Below are 19060 nucleotides of genomic sequence, written 5' to 3' on the forward strand. Positions count from 1 at the left end.
CCGCTGGCGCTTCGGGGATTACTTCTTGTAGATGCGCTTGCGCGTCGCTTCGAGGCGAACGAGCACGGCATCGAGCTGCGACGGATCGCTATAGAACTGCTGCATCGCTTTCATCCCTTCGTCGGCCATTTCCTTCGTCATGTCGCGATCGTAGAACTGCGCGATGCCGCCCTTGGTATTCGCAAGCGTCTGGAAACCGACCTTCGAAATCTCGTCTTCAGGTTCGGCCGACTGGCTGTTCGACGGCAGTTGACCCCAGCCCTTCGCAAGATCCGCGTTGATCTGCGGCTGCTCCATGAAGGCCAGCAACCTGTGGGCGTCGGCCTTGTTTTTTGCCTTCGCCGGAATCAGCAGGACGTTGACCGGACCGTCTTCGGCTGTCGGCACATTCGCGTCGATCACCGGGAAACGGAAGAAGCCGGTCTGCGGTCTTATGGACGCCGGAATGCTCGCCGAGAAAAACGTGCCCATCAGCATCATCGATGCCTTGCCGTTCGCCAGGAAAGGCGCAATCGAATCGAGATCGTAGGACAACGCATCGTCGATAAAGTAGTGACCGTCGATCAGCGTTTTCCACGCCGCATAGACTTTTTTCACGCGCGGATCGGTGTACGGAATTTCGCCTGCCATCAATTGCTGATGGAATGCGTTGCCGTTGATGCGCAGGTCGAGATAGTCGAACCACGCGGCAAGCGTCCAGCTATCGCGCGCGGCAACGGCAATCGGCGCAACGCCGCTTGCCTTCAGCTTCTTGCAGGCATCGAGAAATTCATCCCACGTTTTCGGCTCGCCCTTGATGCCGGCCTTTTCAAACAGATCCTTGCGATAGAAGAAACCGTATGCGTCGTAACCGAGGGGCGCCGCGTACTGCTTACCCTTATACGTCGACGCTTCCTTGACCGACGCGTACTGTTGCGACCAGCCGTTCTTGCTCCAGTCCGGCGACAGGTCCTCGAGCAGACCGCGTTGCGCGTAATACGCCATCCGTTCGCCGTCGTGCCACGACACGATGTCGGGCGGATCGGTGGCGAGCCAGCCGCCCATCTGCACCTTGTAGGCCTCTTCGGTGATGTAGGTCACCTTGAGGTCGACGTCTGGATTGGCTTTTTTGAACTTGTCGAACGCGTCCTGCCAGGTCGAGCGTTGATTACCGCGCGCCGATACATTGACGGTAAGCGTGGCGGCATCGGCCGCAGCGCAGCAGAGCGCGCCGGCAACCACTGCGGCCGCAATCGACACATGCGCCAGACGGCGAAGGCGAAGAGCAATCATCTTTTGTCTCCTTGACTACTTTGTTGACCGGCAGCGCGCGGCTGCCAGGCGAGTTAACCGCTCTGTGGCGGAATTCGGCTTGGTGAATTCGGCTGTGCGGCTGTGCTTTACGCCGCAGCTCGCTCAGGCTCGAGCGGACTGCGCCGCAGTGCAATTCCATCTGCGTCGAACAAATGACATGCGGAAGGTGGGACATGAACGCGGATGCGCTCGCCCGAGCCGATCGGCGTATCGCCGGGGGCTTTCGCGACGAGCATGCCGGCCGCGTGATCCGCGTGAATATAGCTGTGCTCGCCGAGCCGTTCCGATAGCACCGTGACGCACTGGATGGCCTGCCCGTCGACATCGAGACACAGATGTTCCGGTCGCACGCCAAGCGTGACCGGCCGGCCGCGCTGCAGGTGCTGGCCGTCGACATAGGCGACTAGCCGTTCGCCGCTTTTCGCCAGCGTGACCGTTACACGGCCCGCGCCGATCGAATCGACAACGGCGTCGACGAAATTCATTCTCGGCGAACCGATGAAGCCCGCAACAAACCGCGACTTCGGATGGTGATACAGATCGAGTGGCGCGCCGGTCTGCGCGACGCTCCCGAAACGCTCGGTATCCGCACCTGCGTGCAATAACACGATCCTGTCGGCGAGCGTCATCGCTTCAACCTGATCGTGGGTCACATAGACAACGCTCGCGTTCGCAAAGCGCTGGTGCAGGCGAGCGATTTCGACACGCGTCTGTGCGCGCAGCGCGGCGTCGAGATTCGACAGCGGTTCGTCGAACAGAAACACGCCGGGTTCGCGCACGATGGCCCGGCCGATCGCCACGCGCTGCCGCTGGCCGCCCGACAATGCTTTTGGAAAGCGATCGAGGAAGCTGTCCAGCTGCAAAATGCGCGCGGCTTCACGCACCTTCCGGTCGATGACGTCCTTGGGCTGCTTCGCGATTTTCAGGCCGAACGCCATGTTGTCGAACACGGTCATGTGCGGAAACAACGCGTAGCTCTGGAACACCATCGCGACTCCGCGCCCGGCAGCGGGAACATCGTTCACGAAACGGCCGCCGATGTGCAGCTCGCCTTCGCTCAGGTCTTCGAGCCCTGCGATCATTCTCAGCAGGGTCGACTTGCCGCAACCCGATGGCCCTAGAAAAACGCAGAACTCGTGCTGCGCGATATCGAGATTCACGCGCCGGATGACCGGCGGATGGTCACCGTACGACTTCTGCACGTTCGTAAGACGAATTGTCGCCATGCTGCCTCCCGGATTTAACCGCTTAAATTTTCGAAAAAAATAAACGACCGACCCTTGTACGGCAGGCATTTAATCGCTTAAATTCGAGTCTCGCGGGAAAATTCATGGTGGGTGTCTCCGTTGTGTTTTCCAGAAGTTATCAACGCCGCCAACCGCTTGCAACATTTGAAGTGCGTTCCCTGAATGTGGGATAAATAGAAAATGGTCACCCTGTCCGAAGTTGCGAAGCGCGCGCACGTCACCGCCGCAACCGTTTCCAACGTTCTGCGCAATCGAGAAAAGGTCCGCCCGGAAACCGCTGACCGCGTGCTGAAGGCGATCGCCGATCTCGGCTACCGGCCCAATTTGAACGCGCGCGCGCTGGCCGAGGGCCGCTCGTCGACCTTGGCCTTGATGCTGTCGAACATATCCAACCCGTTCTACCCCGAGTTCGTGTTGGCAGCCGAGCGCGCGGCGCGCAAAGCGGGTCACTTCCTGATGGTTTGCAATACTGACGACGACGCGGAGATCGGCCGTGCGTATCTGAACCAGATCGCGGGAACGCTGGCGGACGGTGTCCTCGTGATGAACACGGACATCGCCATCAACGACCTGTGCGCTTCGGCCACGCACAACGCGCCGATCCTGCTGGCCATGTGGGAGCACCCGGAGACTCCACCCGCGTTACCTTGCATCGCCGTGGATTTTGCACGGGCGGGCGCACTTGCCGCCGGGCATCTGCTCGAACTTGGCCACCACGACATCGGCATGCTGATCGGTGACGGTTGCGGCGGCTTGCAGGATGCGCGTTCGAATGGGTTTCGCGCGGCGATGCACGAGGCAGGGATCGAAACAGACGCCGGCGCGGTGCTGCAGATACGCGACTCGATCGACGCCGGCTACGCCGCCTGCATGCAATTGATGGCAAACCGGCCGCATCTGACCGCCATTTTCGCGACCAACGATCTGCTTGCGATCGGCGCGGCGCAGGCTTTGATCACGCTTGGCCGCGCGGTGCCCGATGACGTGTCGGTCATTGGTATTACGGACATCCAACTGGCGCATCAGGTGCATCCTGCGTTGACGACCGTCGCGATCCAGACTGCGGCAATCGCGGAGTTGTCGATCGATCGGCTTATCCGCCTGATCGAGGAGCCATCACTGCAGCCGTCGATGGTCCTTGCTCCGCCGCCGCAACTCGTTGTGCGCGCATCGACGGGTCCACGGCGAGCGGGATGAGCTGGAGCTATCGGACCACCGAACGTTAGCGGTCGACATCGGCAATGCTATGGTGCCAGCCTCATGAGCGGCGCACCAACCCAGGACGTGACGAAACGGCGTGATAGTCACGGATTTGGATCGCCGAGACTGGCTGCGCGCAATCGGTCGAAATCCAGAATGGCGATTTCCCCGGACTTCAGGCTCAATATGCGTTGACTTTCGAGGTTCTTGAGCAACTGATTAGTAGTCTGTCGCGAAAGCGACACCATTGAAGCCAGGCTGTCTTGCGAGACCCTTATCCTGCTCTGCGAGGCGTTGAGACCGCCATAACCTCCAGCGATCATCAGCAAACGATTCGCCACGCGCTGTGCCGCGGGCAACAGGGTCATCGCTTCGGCGTTCTCGAACGAAACCCGAAGTCTTTGCGTCATCAACAACGCAAAGTCTCGCCAATAACGGGGCGTGGAATCGAGCAGACCCTGCAGCGCGGGCTCGGGCACGTGCAGCAAAAGCGTCCTGCTGACGGCAGTGACGTCGTTCGGACGTGGTAGGCCATCGAACAACGAGATTTCCCCTACCCATGCAGTCGGTCCGAGCACCGCGAGCAACGCCTCTTTCCCATCCACCCCGAGCGTGCCGATAGCGAGTGCGCCGCCCAGCACGGCGTACAGGCCATAAGACCGGTCGCCGCGCCGATACAGGAATTGGCCCTTCTCCAGCGTGATCAGGGTGGCATGGCTAACGAGGGAGTCCCGCAACTCGACGGGCAGGCCCCGGAACCACGGAGTCGTTTCGAGTTGTGACCGGTAGCGGTGCAGACTGGATTCCATTGGCGTGCTGACTTGTCGGGTATCTGACAGATTTTAGGCGGGGTCGCGAACATTATGTGGACTCGCATCGGACGACGCCATGACTTTGGCCCTTGATGCACCTGCTGCGTCGCCGCGACCCAATGAGCGATTTCCCAAGGCGTTGTCTCAGGTTATTCCATTGCTTGAATCATTGAATAAGGAGTGTCGACGTGGCCTCATCTGCTGTCAGTCTGAAGAACGACGTCTCACCTGCCGAATGGGAAGCGCGAGTCAATCTCGCGGCCGCGTACCGTCTCACAGCGCTGTTTGGGTGGGACGATCTGGTGTTTACCCACATCTCGGCGCGCGTGCCCGGTCCCGAACATCATTTCCTGATCAACCCGTACGGCATGATGTTTGACGAAATCACGGCGTCTTCGCTGGTCAAGATCGACCTCGACGGCCACAAGGTTTCCGAATCGCCGTACGACGTCAATCCGGCCGGCTTCACGATCCATAGCGCCGTGCATGCGGCACGCGAAGACGCCCATTGCGTGATGCACACTCACTCGGTCAACGGCGTGGCCGTGTCGGCTCAGGAAGCGGGGTTGCTGCCACTCTCCCAGCAGTCACTGGGCGTGCTGGCGTCGCTCGGCTACCACGACTACGAGGGCATCGCACTCGATGAAGCCGAGAAGCCTCGTCTCGTTCAGGACCTCGGAAGCAACACCTACCTGATGCTGCGCAACCATGGTCTGCTGACGGTCGGCGCTACGCCAGCGGATGCCTTCGTCGCCATGTACTTCTTTGAAGCGTCCTGCATGATTCAGGTGCGTGCCCAAGCAGGTGGCGGACCGTTGACTCTGATTGCGCAGCAGATTCTCGACGGCATCAAGGACCAGATCCGGATGGCGACGCGGGGCGTCACGGCAGGGGCGCTGGTGTGGCCCGGGCTGCTGCGTCGGCTCGACCGCCGCAACCCCGGCTATGCTGACTGACCGTGGTCCGTTCGCACGATGCACTGCGTACGATGCGATGGCATGTGCTGAGCGAACGGCGTAAGCGTCATGGGCCGCGTTTGCCGATTCAACGCATCGCGGACGGAATGGGGTAGGTCACGTGAGAACCTGTATGGCAAAAATCTGTATCTACGGCGCCGGCTCTATTGGTTGCTATGTTGGCGGGAGGCTTCTTGCCGGGGGCAGCGACGTCAGCTTCATTGGGCGTGCGCGCATGGCCAACCAGTTGCGCGGTCAAGGCATCACGCTGTCGCGGCACGACGATCGCCACTGGCATGTGCCGCCCGAGCGGACTGACGTGTCGACGGCCGCGGCCACCGCCGCCGCAGCCGATCTCGTGCTCGTCACCGTCAAGTCTGCCGCGACACCCGCGGCCGCCGCAGAACTGGCGAACGTGCTTCGCCCCGGCACGATCGTCGTGAGCTTCCAGAACGGCGTTGGCAATGCGGACGTGCTGCGCGCCGCGCTGCCACAGAGCACGGTGCTTGCGGGCATGGTGCCATTCAATGTCGTCGAACGCGGCCCTGGCGCTTTTCATCAAGGTTCCGCGGGCGAGCTGGAGATCAAGCATACGCCGGCCATGCAGCCGTTCGTTGACGAGTTCAGGAAGGCGGGTCTGCCGTTGATCCAGCACGTCGACATGTTGCCGGTGCAGTGGGCGAAGCTGTTGCTCAACCTCAACAATGCAATCAACGCGTTAGCGAACCGGCCTTTGAAGGAGGAGCTCTCGCAACGGGCCTATCGGATCTGCCTTGGCATGGCGCAGAAAGAAGCGCTCGCGCTTCTTAAGCGGGCCGACATACGACCCGCCAGAGTGACGCCGCTTCCGGTCACCTGGATACCGCGTGTTCTCGGCGTACCTGATGCGTTGTTTGAACGGCTGGGCCGCACGATGCTGACGATCGATCCGCTCGCGCGCTCGTCGATGTCCGACGACCTGGCGATGGGGCGCACCACGGAAATCGACTGGATCAACGGCGAGGTCGTGCGCCTCGCTCAATGCCTTGGGCAAACGGCACCGGTGAACGAACGGCTATGCGAACTCGTGCGGGAAGCGGAGCGAGCCGACGTGCGCCCTTCATGGTCGGGCGAAGCACTGCTTGCTGATCTACGGGCTGCAGCGGGTGCCTCGTTGCCTGTGCACGACAGAATCTGAACGCCGGCGGACGCGCATCCGTTCTTCAACATCCGCCGTCGAAGCGTCCCGACATCACCCTTGCTGTTGGTCGTATTTGGTGAGGTACGAAGGACCGCAATGTGTCGCCTGCCTGCCACGGCTACTTCGATCACCCGGCTGGCGAACACCTGGGCGATGGCCGCTCCGATCTTGCCAAGCCCGATGATTGCGTAGCTCATTGAAATCTCCTTTGTGTATTGAAAGATCGTGTCTGAGACCCTCGGGTCTCAGACTTGGCCGATACCACCATCTGCCATCAGATCCGCACCCGTCACGTACGAACTCTGGTCGGACACCAGGAAGAGCGCCGCGCTGGCAATCTCCTCAGCCCGAGCGAGCCGACCGATCGGGACCATGCTCTGGTACATGTTCACCAGATCCTCGCGTGTCGCCGACTGAGAGTCGAGAATCGGGGTGTCGGTGACGCCAGGGCTGAGCAGGTTGACGCGAATGCCGCGATCCTTGAATTCCGCAGCCCAGGTGCGGGCATAGGAACGCAACGCCGCCTTGGTCGCCGCGTAGGCGGTGTGGCCAGGAATGCCCATGACGTGCATGGCCGACGAGACCAAAACGATCGATCCGCCACCTGTCATCATCGGCAGCAATTTCTGCACCAGGAAGACGGGGCCGCGGGCCATGAGGTTGAATGCCTTGTCGAAATGCTCAGGCGTGATGGTGTCGATCGAAGCCTGCTCCGTAAAGCCCGCGTTCGACACGATGATGTCGACGACACCCTTTTCGTCCCTCACTGCCGCAGCGACACGGTCGAGGTCATCGAGGTTCGCAGCGTCAGCCTGGATGGCGGTGACGTTGCGTCCGATCAGTTTGGCGGCCTCGTCGACCTGTGCTTGCCGACGACCAAAGATAAAGACGTGGGCGCCTTCGGCAACAAATCGCTGGGCGATCGCTAAGCCGATACCGCTCGTTCCGCCGCTGATGACGGCAGTCTTTCCTGCGAGAGTGGACATACGATTTACCTTTTAAGAGTTGAAGTTAACGATGGATACCGACGTTGTCGGTGCCGATGATTGAATAAGTCATGAAGATTCCTTGGTCGGACGGTCGTAGATCTGCACGCCGCCGAACGAGCTACTACTTTTCGCGGGCAGTCTGGCTGCATAGGTACGGATGGTGACGACCAACGACACTTCTGAAAAGACGCTATATTGAGATGCAAACCATCTGTGATTGAGATGGAAGGACACTCGAATGCTTGATGGCGTCTCCCTGGACCAGCTCAGAACCTTCATCAGCGCCGTGGATGAAGGCAGCTTTTCGGCTGCGGCTCGGAAGCTCAACCGCGTTCAGTCAGCGGTGAGCGGCTGGATCAGTGGGCTGGAGGACCAAATTGGGGTCGAACTCTTTGACCGCTCGGGTCGTTTTCCAAAGCTCACGCCACAAGGGGCGCTTCTGCTCGCAGACGCCCGCAACATCGTGTCAGGGGTGGACACGCTAAAGGCGCGTGCCAAGCTCATGACTTCGGGCGTCGAGGCTGAACTCTCGGTAGTGGTCGACGTATTCTTTCCGACCGCCGTTGTCAGTGCCGTCGCGAAAGCGTTCGCGAGCTCATTTCCGTTGACGCCACTGCGCCTCTTCGTCGAGGGCTTGGGAGCGGCCTATCAACCTGTTCTGGACGGCCGATGCAGCCTGGGCATCCTGCCGCCGTTGCCGCAGGCATTTCCCTCATTGATTAGCGAGCGACTAGGCGAATTGCCGTTGGTCGCGGTCGCTGCAGCATGTCACCCGCTCGCGAGCTTTGGTCATCGGATACCACGGCGCGAGCTGGCGAAACATGTACAACTTGTGCTCACCGACAGGTCCGACCTCACGGCCGGTCGGGACTTCGCCGTCGCATCGCCGTCGACTTGGCGTCTGGCGGACTTGTCTACCAAATATGCGTTCCTCAAAGACTGCGTGGGATGGGGAGGGATGCCCTTGCACATGGTCGAGAAAGACATCGCTGCAGGCACGTTGGTCGTTCTGGATGTGGACGACATGCCGCGCACAGGTTTCATGTTGACGATGTCCGCATTTCACCAGCCTTCGCAACCGCCTGGGCCTGCAGGCAAATGGTTCGTCGACCACTTGAAGACCTTGTGGCAGCAACCCGATGCCGTCCAGGTGCCTTAGGTAGGTATTTCGCAAACGGTCACTCGTGACCGACCGGAAATGCCCGACTGCTGCCCACTATCAGTCATGTTGGACATCGGCAGTTCGACGCTTCAGACGATCTGGCGCGACTGCCCGCCGCATGTGTGTCGAATACAAAGGCCTCGGGCGCACTGCCTCAGGCCCGCCACGCCGGACCCTCAGGAAAGTCATACTGATCGAGCGACGCCGCATGCATTTCGATGCTGTAGCCGGGACGTTGCGGCGGCATATAACGGCCGTTTCGAATCACGACAGGATCGACAAAATGCTCATGCAGATGATCCACGTACTCGAGCACCCGGTTCTCCAGCGACGCCGACACGCAGATATAGTCGAACAGCGAAATGTGCTGGACATACTCGCACAAGCCCACACCGCCCGCGTGCGGACATACGGGCACGCCAAATTTCGCCGCCATCAGCAGGACGACGATCACCTCGTTCAGACCGCCCAGGCGGCAGCTATCCACCTGACAGAAGTCGATTGCCTGCGCCTGCAGCAACTGCTTGAACATCACGCGGTTATGGCAGTGCTCACCCGTCGCTACGCCGATCGGCCGAATCCGTTGGCGGATGGCCGCGTGGCCGAGAATGTCGTCGGGGCTCGTCGGTTCCTCGATCCACCACGGATCGAATTGCGCCAGGCGCCGCATGTTCGCGACCGCTTCATCGACATCCCACACCTGGTTCGCATCCATCATCAGTTTCCGGTTCTCGCCGATTTCTTCGCGCAGGATGCGAGCCCGGCGCATATCTTCTTCGAGATTGCCGCCCACCTTCTGCTTGAAGTGCGTCCAGCCTTGCGCGACGCCTTCACGGGCGAGCCGGCGGATCTTGTCGTCGTCGTAGCCGAGCCAGCCGGCCGACGTCGTGTAGGCCGGATAGCCGTGCGCCAGCATCTCCTTTTCGCGCTCGCCTCGGGTCTTTGCATGGCGGTGCAGCATGGCGATGGCTTCCTGCGGCGTGATCGCATCGGTCACATAGCGAAAGTCGAGGCAACGCACGAGCTCTTCCGGGCTCATGTCGACAAGCAGCTTCCACACCGGCTTGCCTTCCGCTTTGGCCCACAGGTCCCAGGCCGCATTCACGACAGCCGCCGTCGCCAGATGAATTGCCCCCTTGTCCGGGCCGATCCAGCGCAGCTGGCTATCTGACGTCAGAGCGCGCCAGAAAGCGCCCATGTTCGCGGCGATATCCTCGAGCGTTTTGCCGACAACCAGCGGGGGAAGCGCCTGTACCGCACTCACGCAGATCTCGTTGCCGCGCCCAATGGTGAAGGTCAGGCCATGGCCTGTGAGCGTCTGCGGCGAATCGGTTTCGAGCGTCACGTAGGTGGCGGAGTAATCCGGCGCGGCGTTCATCGCATCGGAGCCATCGAGTGAACGCGAGGTCGGAAACCGAATGTCCCGAACAGACAGCTTGGTGATCGTGGGCATCTGAACACTCTCCTGGGCGACAGCTATCGCCTTCCAATAAGCAAAGAGGGCCGTGGCGTCAAAAGGCGCCGCGACCCGTCCTCTCTCGCCGCGCCCTGGCGGCGACGGTCAATCGTAGAGCACGGCAGCGATCTTGGGATCGCTCATATTGCTCTTGTCGTACCAATAGAAGCCCGTGTCGACTTTCTTCGGCAGCTTCTCGCCCTTCAGCGCCTTCACCGCGGAGTCGACCACGCATTTGCCGATGCCCACCGGGTTCTGCGTGATGGCGCCGGCCATCAGGCCCGAATTGATGTCCTCCTTCTGCTCCTTGCCGGAGTCGTAGCCAATCAGGACGAGCTTTTTACCCGATTCCTTGACGCCGATCGCCGCACCTTCCGCCGAGCCTTCATTCGCGCCGAAAATGCCCTTGAGATTGGGATTGGCCTGGATCATCGTCTTGGCGATTTCCGCCGACTTCAGATGGTCGCCGCCGCCATACTGGACCGAGACAATTTTAATGTTCGGGTGCTTCGCCTTCATCTCATTCAGGAAGCCGTCGCGGCGATCGATGCCGGTGCGGCTGGTCTGGTCGTGTACGACCAAGCCGACCTCACCGGAATCGCCGATCGCCTCGGCCATCTTGTCGGCGGCGAGTGCGGCCGCGGCAATATTGTCCGTCGCACACGTCGTCAGCGGAATGTCGCTGTCAACGCCGGAGTCGAAAGCGATGACCGGTATTTTGGCGGCCTGCGCCCTCTTCAACAGGGGAATAGCCGCTTTGCTGTCGAGCGCGGCGATGCCGAGCGCCTGGGGCTTCTTGGCGAGCGCGGCCGAGAGCATGTCGATCTGCTTATCGACCATGGCCTCGGTTTCCGGACCCTCGAAGGTGATCCTGACCTTATGCTCCTTCGCCCCCTGTTCTGCGCCGGCTTTGACGGCCTGCCAGAACTGGTGCTGGAAACCTTTCGATATGAGCGGAATGTAGGCTTCGTCCGCGCGCGCAAGACTCGTCCCGCCAATGAGCGCGCCAACGCCGACCACGACACCGATTAGTCTTCTTTTCAACATGGTGGTTCTCCTCCTAAGGTGGGCCATTAACCTTCAGCCGTTGTGGGAGCCTTTGGCGCTCCCTTTCTTGATCTTGTCCTGTGCAGCATCAACCTTCGTCAGCCTTCGTCAGCTTTTCTTGCGCCGCAAAATATCGGCATAAACCGCGAGAATGATGATGAGGCCTGTCACCACGATCTGCCATTCCTGGGCGACGGACATGATGCGCAGGCCGTTGGTCAGCACGCTCATGATGAAAGCGCCGATGATCGTGCCCAGGATCGTGCCTGCACCGCCGCTGAGCGAGGTCCCGCCGATGACCACGGCGGCGATCGCTTCGAGTTCATAGCCTTGGCCTAGCGCCGGCTGGGCCGAATTCAGGCGCGAGGCGATGAGCAGCCCGGCGACGCCGCAAATTGCTCCCGCCAGGCCGTAAATGGCGATCTTCCACCTGTCGACATTCACGCCTGAAAGACGTACGGCTTCTTCGTTGCTGCCGAGCGCAAATGTGTAGCGGCCGAGCGCCGTGCGATTAAGCGTGATCGAACTCACGACCGCCAGAAAAAACAGGATCAGGACCGCGTTCGGAATAGGAAGGCTCGGCAGTACATAGCCGATCAGCGAATCCTGAGAGATCCTGTAGAAGTTTTCGGTGTCGGTGAAATAGATCGGCTTGTCGGCCGAGACGACAAGCGAAAGCCCTTTCAGCAACAGCATCATGCCCAGGGTGGCAATGAATGGCGGTATTTTCATCTTCGCCGTGAGGGTTCCCGAAATGGTCCCGCAGATTGCGCCCGTCCCGATCGCAGCAACGACGCCGATCCACATCGGCAAATGCCAATAGGTCAGAAACACGCCGCAAATGACCGCCGTGAAGGTCATCAACGTGCCCACGGACAAATCGATGCCGCCGGTGATGATGACGAACGTGCAGGCGATCGCCAGAACGCCGTTGACCGCCGTCGCCTGCAGAATCCCGAGCATATTGTCCGTCTGCATGAAAGCGGGCGAGGCGAAGCTGAAAAAGACCAGCAGCAGGATCAGGCTCGCGAAGGCGAGCAGCTTTTGCAGAGCGGCCGGTGCGAAGAGGCGGGCTCTGAGGCCGGACGGCCGTCCCTCATTAGCCAGCGCCGAAGTATCCGATGGCAGTGTCATAAAATGGACCTCTCCTCTCGAGGCTCACGCCGCTTTTAAGGTTTCACGCTGCGTCGCCAATTGCATGATGCGCTCTTGCGTCGCCTCTGTGGCTGAGAGCTCGCCGGTGATACGGCCCTCGCACATCACGACAATGCGGTCGCTCATGCGCAAGATTTCCGGCAGTTCCGACGAGATCATCACGATCGCCTTGCCTTCGCTCGCAAGCGAGCGCAGGAGCTTGTAGATTTCGCTCTTGGCGCCGACGTCGATGCCGCGCGTCGGTTCGTCGAAGAAGAGCACGTCGCAGTTGCGCTCAAGCCATTTCGCGATGACGATTTTCTGCTGATTACCGCCCGAGAGAAGCCGCACCTGCTGCGTCGCGGAGGGCGTACGAATCGCGAGCAGATTGATGAAATGGGAAGCTGTCCGGCGTATCTGAGCGCGGCGCAAGAAAAAGTTGAGCGACAGGAATTTGGGCAAGTTGGACATCACGATGTTCGATTCGACGTCCATTCCGGTCGCAAGGCCGAAGCGCTTGCGGTCTTCCGAGAGATAGCCGATACCGCGCGCCACCGCATCGCTCGGGCTCCTGATCGTCGCCTTCACGCCTCTCACTAGAATTTCGCCAGATTCGACCGGATCGGCGCCGAACACCGCTCGGGCGACCTCGGTTCGACCGGCACCCATCAAGCCGGCAAAGCCCAATATCTCGCCTTTGCGCAGCGCGAAGCTCACGTCCCTGACCAGCGGGCCGGCGTTCAGATTTTTAACTTCGAGTGCGACCTCGCCTGTGCCCGCGACGCTCTCAGAAGGCACGGCGTCGGTCAAAGTCCGGCCGACCATCATGCCGATGATCGCTTCGACGCTGGTGTCCCCGGCGGCGACGGTGGCCACATATTCCCCGTCACGCAACACGGTAACGCGGTCGGAAATCTGCTTCAGCTCGTCCATCTTGTGCGAGATATAGATGATTCCCACGCCCCGGCTCTTCAGCTCCCGGATGATGCGGAAAAGCTCGGCGATCTCGGCGTCGTTGAGCGCCGAGGTGGGCTCGTCCATGATCAGGACGCGCGAATCGAAGGACAAAGCCTTGGCGATCTCGACCATCTGCTGGCTGGCGACGGTGAGCGTGCCGACAACCGCGCGCGGGTTGAGAATCACATGCATGCGGGCAAGAATGTCGCGCGCTTGCGCGTTGAGCTTGTCTTCGTCGAGGAACAGGCCGAGGCGTCCGCGCGGCTCACGGCCGATGAACATATTCTGGGCGACGCTCAGATGATTCATCAACTGGAGTTCCTGATGAATGATGCAGACACCCATGGCCTGCGCCTGGCGCGGGCTTGAGAACTCGACCGGCTGGCCGTCATAGAGGATTTCGCCGGAATCCCGGGTGTACACACCGGCGAGGATTTTCATCAGCGTCGACTTGCCGGCGCCATTCTCACCCACCAGCGTATGGACTTCACCCGCCATGAGCTCGAACTGGACCTCGTGAAGCGCCCTCACGCCGGGAAAGCTCTTGCTGAGCCTTTTGACGGAAATGAGCGGCATCACGGCGCGGATTTAACGACAATTCCGCGACCGCCGCTGGCGTCATCGCGAGGAGCGGGTCGAAAAAGCGCCGGGCGTAGCCGGGTATTGCGGCTGAAATCGCGGCTAAAATCGCAACGAGAAGCCAGGTGCATTCCTGGGCCCCCAAAACCGATGTGCCACGATTCTACGACGCTGGATGGCAGGGGCTCAAGCGTAGGCATTCCCTAGTGTCTGAGCAAATGCATCTCGCGCTCGTTTCCCACTATTTGCCGTCCCACCCGTTCCGTTTTGCGTGTGTTTTGTGTGTGCAGCACTCAAACAGGCCGGTGGATCGCGAAGTCGCGAGACGCGGACCCGGGACATCGATGCGCCGCCCGAATAATGGCCCGCAGTTACCCGGGCGGCAATAAACCATCAGAACAGGTGACGAATGCCGACCTGCACGCCGGTTTCACTCTGACCTGCGCCTGGTGTCAGGAACGAGCCTGTTGTGATGCTGGCCCCCGCCATCTTGAACTGCGCAGTGTTGGAATTGTTCAGCCGCGAGACCACGCCATACACTCGCGTTCTCTTTGACAAGTCGTAGTTCATGATCGCGCTCATCTGGCGAGCGTTATTGCCAAGGGACGAACTATCCTTGATGAAAGCATATCCGGCACCGGCGCTCAGGGCAGCACTGAACTTGTAATCCGCGGAAAACGACCAAGTGCTGTGGTAATTGCCAGCCACGTTACCGACCGGACCGACTGTCGGATCGTATTTTCCGGCAGGATTGCTCAATGCATTCCCTGTCGTGGACGAGATCACGTCATTCGCCCTGAAAAAGCCGATATAGATCTTTCCCCGGCCATAGTCGTAGTTTCCGCCTGCCATGATCTCCTGAACACGGACGGTGTTCGTGGCGTTGGCGGCGTTCAGATATGCCAACGCGAAATAAACCGGACCCTGGTTCGTCTGCACCCCGGCCTGATAGACGGCATTTCCAGCCAGCGTCCCGGGTTGTCCCCCGACCGAATAGTGAACTTCGAGCTGAGTGTTCGCCACTTTCGGAGAGATGTAGCTGATGTCGTTATCAACGCGCGCAAGCCAGTTGGCGAAATTGTTATAGCCAGACCCATACGTTGCGGCGCCGAACGCATCCATATTTCCGCTCCATCCGAACATCGGCGTATTCTGCCGGCCGAACCTCACTTCGCCATACGGCGCTGCAATGCCAACCCACGCTTGCCGGTCAAAAAAGCGGTAGGAATTCTGCTGCTTGCCGGTTCCCGGATCAAACCCGCTCTCCAGGGCGAACGTGGTGCGGTACCCTCCCCCAAGATCTTCTGTTCCGCGCAGTCCCCAACGGCTCGTGAGTTCCCCGTTATTCCCGAGCACATACAGAGACGTATTTTTCCCTCCGGTTTTCGTCGACTGATAGCCCCCGAAAACGTCAAGGATCCCGTACAAGGTCAGCGATGACTGCGCGTGCGCCTGCCCTGCACCGATCGCGGCAATGACTGAAATAATTAGTAATGCTTTGTTTTTATCATTCACGTTTTTCACGTCATCTCCTGTCGTTAAACCAATCAGATCAAAATCGGACGGATCAGCGCCCCGGTTGCGAAGCCAACAGCCTCTTCACAATCAGGGCAAGCGGCACGGTAAAGCAGAAGTGAGACATGAACCCACCAATGATCACGACAGGGTCGTAATAATTCGGGTGGTTGTCGGAGGCGATCATGATCGCCACATGCATCACGACCCACGCCAAGATGGCGTAGAACAACGCCACGAAAGTGGCCTCGTACCCGCGCCGGCGAAAGTAGGGCCAAATTGTGGCGAAGAGAATGCCCCACGCAATCGCGAAGACGAAGTGGATCCCCGTGCCCACGACATACGCCCATATCCCGATCGACTCTTGTACGCCCTTGCCGAATACCAAACCCGTTGCATTGCGCGGGATGCCCGCCAAGGGCATCAGGTGTTGCGCCCCTACCCAAATAAGAGCTTCGTAAATCCAGATGATCAAGGCTCCAGCCAGTCCGCCGGCTACTCCTGCGCGAATGATCGCTTCGCGACTCGGTTTGTCGGAAACCTCCGACGTCAATCCGTTGTCGAGATCTTTATCGCTCATGCTTAAATTGCTGCCCATGTCTCTCTCCTCAAAAAACCTCATATAACGCCGATGGACCACACCATTGGACGTGCAAGACTGCTTTGAACGGGCTCACGCATCGGCCATCGGACTGGTAATGAACCGTAGCGCGAGGCGATTCATCACGATGGCCACTGCGGCGATGATTGCCGGAACCGCGAGCACGGAGAACACGGTCGAAAAACTGAACCCGAGGGACAGCAACGCCCCGCCGACGAGCGAACCGAGAATGCCTCCGAGCCGGCCGAACCCCAGCATCCAGCTCACGCCGGTTGCCCGGGCGCGAGTCGGATAACAAGTGGGGGCAAGTGCATTCAGACCGGTCTGGGCGCCGCTCATGAAAAAGCCGGCGCAAGTCACGAGGATCGGGAGCAGACTCGACTTGAGCGTGCCCATTCCCAGCGCAAAGATAAACACTCCTCCCAGCAGATAAGCAGCGCCGATCACTCCGTTGCGGTCCATCCGGTCCATCGCAAACCCGACCACGATCGCGCCCACCGTGCCGCCAAGCTGGAACATCCCGGTGATCGCCGCCGCCCGTTCAACGGGCAAGCCTGCGTCCTTGATCAGCGTCGGCAACCAGCCGGTCAGCAAATAGATGATCAGCAGTCCCATGAAGTACGTGAGCCAAAGCATGAGCGTACTGAACGCGTAACCGTCCGCGAACAACATCCGTACGGGCGCCTTGGCGGAAACCACCGGCTCTGGCGCGGTAAACCTCGTATCGCGATCGAAGGCGTGGCCGCAGACCCGCCCCAGGGTCGCGGCGATACGAGAGGCCTCAACCTTGCGCACAAGCATCAGGCGGGCTGATTCTGGGAGAAGCCACAGAAGCAATGGCACGCTCAGGAGCGGCGGGATGCCGCCGACCATGAACACGGCGCGCCAGCCGAAATGAGGAATCAGGGCCGCTGCAACAAAACCACCGCCGCCGGACCCGAAGTTAAAGCCGGTGAACATGATCGTGAGCAACAGCGACCGGCTGCGCGACGGCACGTATTCGGACAGCAAGGTCGTCGAATTCGGCATGGCGGCGCCAAGCCCGAGACCCGTCAGGAAGCGCAGAACCATCAGTTCGGTGGGAGATCCTGCAAACGCGCACATCAGGCTGAACAGGCCGAAGCAGAATACCGACCCAATAAGGACTTTCTTGCGACCCACACGGTCGGCAGCGGGCCCCGCGACGAGCGCGCCGAGCGCCAGCCCGACCATTGCCGCACTCATCACAGGACCGAACGCAGCACGGCTCACGCTCCAATCATGCATGATGACGGGCGCCACGAAGCCCATCACGGCAGTGTCCAGACCGTCCATCATGACGATCAGAAAACATAGAACGAGTACCAACCACTGGTAAGCCGACATCTTGCGCGCGTCGATAAACGCCTTGATGTCGACCGATTCTGCAAGTTTCATGCGCGTCTCCAGAAAAAAGATTCCCCGCCCCGGGTTCTGTCGACTCCGGGGTCATATTTCCATGCAAAAGAAAGGCGGTTAACCGCTAACCCGGCGCTAACGCGTCAGCCTCATAACCTCAAACCGCCCCCGGCACCTTGCGTGTCTTGAGAAACGCTTCGAGCGTCTCTCCCCGCATACTGGCGTACATGCCCAGGTTCGTAATCTTCACCACCCGAGCAAATTTCTCGAGCACGAAGAAGCACACGCCGTAGCGGATCAGGCCAAGCCAGTCTGTGTTGTCGACCAGTGCCCGCTCCTCCTCGGTCAAGCCTGCTGCGTCGTACGCAGATGCGCGGTCTTCGAGCCAGAGCGCTCGCGGCTGCGGCTCGCGCATCTGCCAGAAAAAACGGTTCAGACGCATCGCCTTGATGCTCTGGCGAATATCGAACGGATAGGTACCGGTCAGTTTTTCGATGCCGATCAGTTGAGGGTTCATTGCGTCACCTCGTCTTCATAGATCGTCACCGCCATCGCGGTGCTGGTCGCGAGATAGTAGCTACGATGAAGCTCGCGAACCCTGGGTCCTAGTGCGCCGCGCATCGCCAGCCACATGATGGTTTCGACGCTCTCGGCGCCACCGAGGCGCGCATAGTCGACGTGCTTCATTGCCGCCAGTCGCTGGGGATCATGGACGATCAGGTCCAGGAACTCCGTGTCCCAGTCCGTGTTGTTGAAGCCGCTCCGCTCTCCGTGAACCTGATGCGACAGGCCTCCGGTACCGACCACTACCACATCGAGATCCTGGTCAAACGACTCGATCGCGCGGCGTAGCGCCTCACCAAGGCGATAGCAGCGGTTTGCTGTCGGCAGTGGATATTGCAGAACGTTGACTTCAAGCGGCACGAGCGCCAATGGCCAGCCGCCCTCGTGCGGCAACATCAGCGACAGCGGCGAGTTGCAGCCATGGTCCAGCGGCCGGTCCTGAAAGATCGTCAGGTCGAACTCGTCCGAGACCAGTTGCTCGGCGATGTGGATCGCGAGATCCGGGTGCCCGGCAATGTCCGGCAGTGGACGTTTGCCCGCGCCCTCGTCTGCGAACTCGTGGTTCGGAGAAACGCCCAGTGCGAAGGTCGGATAGCAGTCGAAGAAGAAGCTGTTTGCGTGATCGTTGTAGAACATCACCATCACGTCAGGCTTGCGTTCCGCCAGCCACTTCGCCACCGGTTCGTAGCCTTTGAAGAGAGGCGCCCATGCGGGATCGTTCTGCTTGCCCTTGTCGTACGCCATGCCTATCGTGGGTACGTGCGACGTGCCGATCCCGCCTACAATCCTTGCCATATCGATGCCTTCCGTTGCTTCCGCCCGCTTTCTTCAAGCGCATAGATTGAATAGGTCGCTTCTGTCCATAGGGTACGAACAAAGGCCTGTTGGGATACGAAGATATACAAAACCGATACTTTCACAAAGTACGGGTTAACCTGATTCGATTCAATAAATTCGCATTTTTCAGCCATTTTTCGTTTGATCGTTGGAA

The 19060-nt window shown here is 60.0% G+C and carries 17 protein-coding genes and 1 pseudogene; 4 read left to right on the forward strand and 14 right to left on the reverse strand.

Annotated elements, in window-relative coordinates:
- Nucleotides 1–18 precede the first annotated feature (18 nt).
- Nucleotides 19–1272, reverse strand: coding sequence for an ABC transporter substrate-binding protein (locus EOS_RS18280; RefSeq protein ID WP_047848071.1), 1254 nt, complete (start codon nt 1270–1272; stop codon nt 19–21).
- Nucleotides 1273–1379: 107 nt separating this feature from the next.
- Nucleotides 1380–2519: an ABC transporter ATP-binding protein gene (locus EOS_RS18285; protein ID WP_047848072.1), complete on the reverse strand. Its 1140-nt coding sequence runs from the start codon at nt 2517–2519 to the stop codon at nt 1380–1382.
- 201 nt (nt 2520–2720) lie between these two features.
- Here EOS_RS18285 and EOS_RS18290 point away from each other — a divergent pair, with 201 nt between their 5' ends.
- Entirely contained in the window at nt 2721–3737 is a 1017-nt protein-coding gene (locus EOS_RS18290) for a LacI family DNA-binding transcriptional regulator (RefSeq protein WP_047848073.1), read from the forward strand.
- 107 nt (nt 3738–3844) lie between these two features.
- Here the strand turns inward: EOS_RS18290 and EOS_RS18295 are convergent, their stop codons facing one another.
- Nucleotides 3845–4549 (reverse strand): Crp/Fnr family transcriptional regulator, encoded by a 705-nt coding sequence (locus tag EOS_RS18295; RefSeq protein ID WP_047848074.1) that lies wholly within the window; start codon nt 4547–4549, stop codon nt 3845–3847.
- Between the two features lie 191 nt (nt 4550–4740).
- Between EOS_RS18295 and EOS_RS18300 the strand changes: the two genes are divergently transcribed.
- Nucleotides 4741–5508 carry a class II aldolase/adducin family protein gene (locus EOS_RS18300; RefSeq protein WP_047848075.1) on the forward strand — a complete coding sequence of 256 codons (768 nt, stop codon included), beginning with the start codon at nt 4741–4743 and terminating at the stop codon, nt 5506–5508.
- 133 nt (nt 5509–5641) lie between these two features.
- Entirely contained in the window at nt 5642–6685 is a 1044-nt protein-coding gene (locus EOS_RS18305) for a 2-dehydropantoate 2-reductase (RefSeq protein WP_047848076.1), read from the forward strand.
- Nucleotides 6686–6789: 104 nt separating this feature from the next.
- Here the strand turns inward: EOS_RS18305 and EOS_RS48160 are convergent.
- Nucleotides 6790–6885: pseudogene (locus tag EOS_RS48160) on the reverse strand (NADP oxidoreductase coenzyme); the annotation flags it as partial.
- Nucleotides 6886–6933: 48 nt separating this feature from the next.
- A complete protein-coding gene (locus EOS_RS18310; protein WP_047848077.1) occupies nt 6934–7674 on the reverse strand; it encodes an SDR family NAD(P)-dependent oxidoreductase in 741 nt (246 codons plus the stop codon).
- A 241-nt stretch (nt 7675–7915) separates the two neighbouring features.
- On the opposite strand from EOS_RS18310, the gene EOS_RS18315 reads away from it, so the two are divergent.
- Nucleotides 7916–8836 carry a LysR family transcriptional regulator gene (locus EOS_RS18315; RefSeq protein ID WP_047848078.1) on the forward strand — a complete coding sequence of 307 codons (921 nt, stop codon included), beginning with the start codon at nt 7916–7918 and terminating at the stop codon, nt 8834–8836.
- Nucleotides 8837–8993: 157 nt separating this feature from the next.
- Here the strand turns inward: EOS_RS18315 and EOS_RS18320 are convergent, their stop codons facing one another.
- From EOS_RS18320 to EOS_RS18360, 9 genes are all read right to left on the reverse strand, one after another.
- Nucleotides 8994–10292 carry an L-fuconate dehydratase gene (locus EOS_RS18320; RefSeq protein WP_047848079.1) on the reverse strand — a complete coding sequence of 433 codons (1299 nt, stop codon included), beginning with the start codon at nt 10290–10292 and terminating at the stop codon, nt 8994–8996.
- 108 nt (nt 10293–10400) lie between these two features.
- Nucleotides 10401–11342, reverse strand: coding sequence for an ABC transporter substrate-binding protein (locus EOS_RS18325; protein WP_047848080.1), 942 nt, complete (start codon nt 11340–11342; stop codon nt 10401–10403).
- A gap of 108 nt (nt 11343–11450) precedes the next feature.
- Nucleotides 11451–12476, reverse strand: coding sequence for an ABC transporter permease (locus tag EOS_RS18330; RefSeq protein ID WP_047848081.1), 1026 nt, complete (start codon nt 12474–12476; stop codon nt 11451–11453).
- Nucleotides 12477–12500: 24 nt separating this feature from the next.
- The gene (locus EOS_RS18335; RefSeq protein ID WP_047848082.1) at nt 12501–14012 is read right to left on the reverse strand and encodes a sugar ABC transporter ATP-binding protein; all 1512 of its coding nucleotides are present in this window, start codon (nt 14010–14012) and stop codon (nt 12501–12503) included.
- Between the two features lie 393 nt (nt 14013–14405).
- Nucleotides 14406–15536, reverse strand: coding sequence for a porin (locus tag EOS_RS18340; RefSeq protein ID WP_053063955.1), 1131 nt, complete (start codon nt 15534–15536; stop codon nt 14406–14408).
- A gap of 43 nt (nt 15537–15579) precedes the next feature.
- Nucleotides 15580–16125, reverse strand: coding sequence for a hypothetical protein (locus tag EOS_RS18345; RefSeq protein WP_047848083.1), 546 nt, complete (start codon nt 16123–16125; stop codon nt 15580–15582).
- Between the two features lie 75 nt (nt 16126–16200).
- Complete coding sequence (locus EOS_RS18350) at nt 16201–17544, reverse strand: MFS transporter (protein ID WP_047848084.1); 1344 nt, start codon at nt 17542–17544, stop codon at nt 16201–16203.
- A 118-nt stretch (nt 17545–17662) separates the two neighbouring features.
- Complete coding sequence (locus EOS_RS18355) at nt 17663–18022, reverse strand: protocatechuate 3,4-dioxygenase (RefSeq protein ID WP_047848085.1); 360 nt, start codon at nt 18020–18022, stop codon at nt 17663–17665.
- Nucleotides 18019–18864 carry a gallate dioxygenase gene (locus EOS_RS18360; protein ID WP_047848086.1) on the reverse strand — a complete coding sequence of 282 codons (846 nt, stop codon included), beginning with the start codon at nt 18862–18864 and terminating at the stop codon, nt 18019–18021. The genes EOS_RS18355 and EOS_RS18360 overlap by 4 nt, the downstream gene beginning before the upstream one ends.
- Nucleotides 18865–19060 lie beyond the last annotated feature (196 nt).

This window comes from Caballeronia mineralivorans PML1(12) (assembly GCF_001028175.1).
GTDB lineage: Bacteria > Pseudomonadota > Gammaproteobacteria > Burkholderiales > Burkholderiaceae > Caballeronia > Caballeronia mineralivorans.